The following is a 2,429-nucleotide window of genomic DNA, read 5'->3' on the forward strand; positions in this document are numbered from 1 at the left end:
GTAAGCGTCCAGCGCTACCACCTATGAACGGCAATTAATTTCATGCACTCTCCAGACCTGATCAAATTGGAGAGCAAAGCATGTCGAGATTCAAATCTTTAATAAGCAAAGCAGATTGGCTGCAACACGTCAGCACCTGGCAGGCGTCTGGAATGACGCAAGCGGCGTATTGTCGTGAACACGAATTGAATGCCACCACATTCAACGGCTGGATCACACGTGGCCGCAAGGCTTCGTCACCCTCAATAAAATTGACTGCCGTTCCAGTTGTGATTCAGCCAGTCACACCGGCAGTATCAAATCTGGCACCCATCGTATTACAACATGAGTCCGGATGGCAACTGACTCTGCCTGCCGATGTGCAGATCACCTGGCTAGCCCAATTGCTCAATGAATTAGCATGATCGCCCCCAGTCAAATTTGTTGCGTGATCGAACCAGTTGATATGCGCCGTGGCCTGGACAGTTTATCGCAATGGATACAAACCAGTCTGGGCACCACGCCGTGTGATGGTACCGCGTATGCATTTAGCAATCGTCCTAAAACACGGCTGAAGTTGCTGATCTGGGATGGCACCGGCGTGTGGTGCTGTCAACGGCGATTACACCGAGGTTCGTTTGTTTGGCCCGGTAACGACGACCGATGCTGGATGATGACACAGGCACAATGGGACTGGCTCATTAAAGGCGTGGACTGGCAACGATTAAGCGCACCGGCACCGGCACACTGGCAGGTGTAATCAAATCCAACACGCGCAATAAAAATAGCGAAATACCATTTATTTTGATTGTAAACGTGCGCGAGTCTAGGTAAACTTCCAGCATGGATCTCGCTACCGAACTCGCTCAATTCAACCTGCGCACTGTCACGCCGGAAGCGCTGGCCGCACAGGTGTCGGTCTGGGCCGAACAGGCGAGGCAACTTCAACAACAAGCAGATCTGGTGGCCAAACAGCGCCACGAAATCCAATTCAAAGACACTAAAATCGCCGCACTCACGCTGGAACTGGCGTACCACAAGCGCATTAAATTCAGCAGCACCTCCGAAGCCTTCACGGCACAGCAACGGGATTTGTTCGACGAGACGCAAGAAACGGATCTCAACGCCATGCAGGCCGAACTGGAACAACTCGCCCCTGCGCCACGCGCAAAAACGAAACCGACCGGGCGCAAACCGCTACCAGCAGATTTACCCCGCATTGAGCATCGTCACGAACCAGAATCGTGCACATGCGGTTGCTGCGGTCAGGCACTGTTCAGGATCGGTGAAGATATCACTGAACAACTCGATGTTGAACCAGCACGGTTCTTTGTACAACGCCATATCCGTCCTCAGTACGCTTGTCGTCTGTGCGAAACCATCACGGCTGCAGCGATACCGGCGTCCATCATTGACGGCGGCCTGGCCACGCCAGCCTTGCACGCCTGGGTAGTGATTCAAAAATATCTGGACCACCTGCCACTGTATCGGATCGAGCAAATCAGTACCCGTCACGGCGTAGCGATTTCCAGATCAACGTTGGCAGAATGGATAGGTCGCATAGGCGTCGCGCTCCAGCCATTGGCCGAACGCCTGGCAGAACTTCTCAAACAACGCAGCGTATTGCATGCCGATGAAACCCCGGTACCGCAACTGGATCCCGGCAAAGGTAAAACCAAACGTGCCTATCTGTGGGCGTACCGCAGCAATAATCTGGAGTCAGGCTCACCCATCGTGGTGTTTGAGTTTCAACCGGGCCGTAGCGGCTCGCATGTGCAAACCTTCCTCGCTGATTGGCAGGGCCATCTGATGGTGGATGATTACGCAGGATATAAACACTTGTTCAAACAGGGCATCACCGAGCTGGCTTGTATGACACATGCCCGACGCAAATTTTTTGATTTGTACGCGGCCAATAAACATCCGGTAGCAGAGGAAGCAATGCAGCGGATCGCCGAGCTGTATCAACTTGAACGTGAAGCGACCGATTATTCCATTGAGGCACGACAGCGATGGCGGGTCGACCATGCCAAACCGCGCCTGGACGCGATGCACTTGTGGCTATTGCAAGTGCGTAAAACTAGCGCAGAAGGCGGTGCGCTATCACGCGCCATCGATTACAGTTTAAAACGCTGGCCTGCGTTCATACGCTATGCAAACAGCGGACACCTGCCCATCGATAATAATCCGATCGAGAATGCGATTCGGCCAATAGCCGTTGGCAAAAAAAATTGGCTTTTTGCAGGCTCTGAACGCGCAGGAAAAAGAGCCGCCGCTATTCAAACTTTATTGGCGACAGCCAAAGCCAACGGCATTGAACCGTTCGCGTGGCTGAAAGACACCTTGGAAAAATTACCTGCCTGTCCAAACAGCCGTCTGGACGATCTTCTCCCGCTACGCACTTAACAGTAAATCTGCCGCTTGAACAGGTGGTAGCGCTGGACGCTTAC

Annotated in this window: 3 protein-coding genes; all 3 read left to right on the top strand. The window is 53.0% G+C overall.

Annotation, left to right across the window (positions count from 1 at the left end):
* The first annotated feature begins 80 nt into the window (after window positions 1–80).
* Window positions 81–404, top strand: coding sequence for an IS66 family insertion sequence element accessory protein TnpA (gene tnpA, locus E2I14_RS19115; protein ID WP_133331531.1), 324 nt, complete (start codon window positions 81–83; stop codon window positions 402–404).
* On the top strand, window positions 401–739 hold the full coding sequence (tnpB, locus tag E2I14_RS20030; RefSeq protein WP_133331533.1) for an IS66 family insertion sequence element accessory protein TnpB: 339 nt from the start codon (window positions 401–403) through the stop codon (window positions 737–739). Before tnpA ends, tnpB begins: the two co-directional genes overlap by 4 nt.
* A gap of 83 nt (window positions 740–822) precedes the next feature.
* Entirely contained in the window at window positions 823–2,385 is a 1,563-nt protein-coding gene (gene tnpC / locus E2I14_RS19125; RefSeq protein ID WP_133331535.1) for an IS66 family transposase, read from the top strand.
* Window positions 2,386–2,429: the final 44 nt, after the last annotated feature.

The organism is Sapientia aquatica (assembly GCF_004358105.1).
GTDB lineage: Bacteria > Pseudomonadota > Gammaproteobacteria > Burkholderiales > Burkholderiaceae_D > Solimicrobium > Solimicrobium aquaticum.

Bases quoted from the DNA above. Each gene is read 5' to 3' on its own strand.
- tnpB (WP_133331533.1), top strand. From the start codon at position 401: ATGATCGCCCCCAGTCAAATTTGTTGCGTGATCGAACCAGTTGATATG.
- tnpA (WP_133331531.1), top strand. From the start codon at position 81: ATGTCGAGATTCAAATCTTTAATAAGCAAAGCAGATTGGCTGCAACAC.
- tnpC (WP_133331535.1), top strand. From the start codon at position 823: ATGGATCTCGCTACCGAACTCGCTCAATTCAACCTGCGCACTGTCACG.